Raw genomic sequence first — 780 nt, forward strand, 5'->3', positions numbered from 1 at the left:
GTTCGTGATCTGAACTTTCTACCGTATATCTGTGCCCCTTTAATGTTCAGGGGCCGAAATGCGCTTCGACCTCGGAATCATCGATATCAGGCCGCGTGTCGGCCAACGCCTGGCGCACCTTCTCCCGAAACCAGCTATCGTAAGCTTGGCTGTTGCTCACGAGCTCCAGCGGAAGCATCCCTTCATTGGCCGTGCGTGTCAGCAGGATCCGCACGGCGTCGGATACCGTGAGACCCATATTTTCCAGAACCGCAGTGGCCTTTTCCTTCACGTCCGCATCGATGCGGGTTTGGACCAAGGCATTCGAAGCCATAGCGACCTCCATATTCGTAGCTAGATGTAATACATTTGAATGACATGCACCAGAGACTATCACGGCTCCGTGAGCTGAGGCCGTGACAGCGGGCAAATGGCCCCGCCTTTCGGCGGGGCCGTTGCCGTAGGCCCTCAATCCCGATTCGGGCGGGACCAGATGAGCTGTAGGCCGTCCTGGCCCTCCACCTCGATCAGGGTGGCATAGATCGGAGCCGGGAAGCTCGGATCGTCCAGCTTGACCGAGAGGTAATCGCGCTCGGTGTCCCTGGCGGTCTTCTGCCAAGCCGCTCCCAGCTCGACATTGCCGGCGAAGATGCGGAAGTGCGGTCCCTTGTCGGAGGGATTCTCGACCCGAACTAGCTTGGCTTTGGCATTGAGAGCGAGGGTGCGAACCGTGCCGGAGAAGCCGTTTTAGGTCAGTTGGCAACCGTCTTTCTGAAATGAAGCGGTTGATCCGATAGCGAC

At 58.3% G+C, this 780-nt stretch carries 1 protein-coding gene and 1 pseudogene; both read right to left on the bottom strand.

Annotated elements, in window-relative coordinates; all coding sequences use genetic code 11:
• Nucleotides 1-46 precede the first annotated feature (46 nt).
• The gene (locus AX729_RS15570) at nt 47-313 is read right to left on the bottom strand and encodes a type II toxin-antitoxin system RelB/DinJ family antitoxin (RefSeq protein ID WP_061024513.1); all 267 of its coding nucleotides are present in this window, start codon (nt 311-313) and stop codon (nt 47-49) included.
• 134 nt (nt 314-447) lie between these two features.
• A pseudogene (locus tag AX729_RS38650) lies at nt 448-726 on the bottom strand (DUF736 domain-containing protein); the annotation flags it as partial.
• Nucleotides 727-780 lie beyond the last annotated feature (54 nt).

The organism is Bradyrhizobium sp. CCH5-F6, from assembly GCF_001556045.1.
Lineage (GTDB): Bacteria > Pseudomonadota > Alphaproteobacteria > Rhizobiales > Xanthobacteraceae > Bradyrhizobium.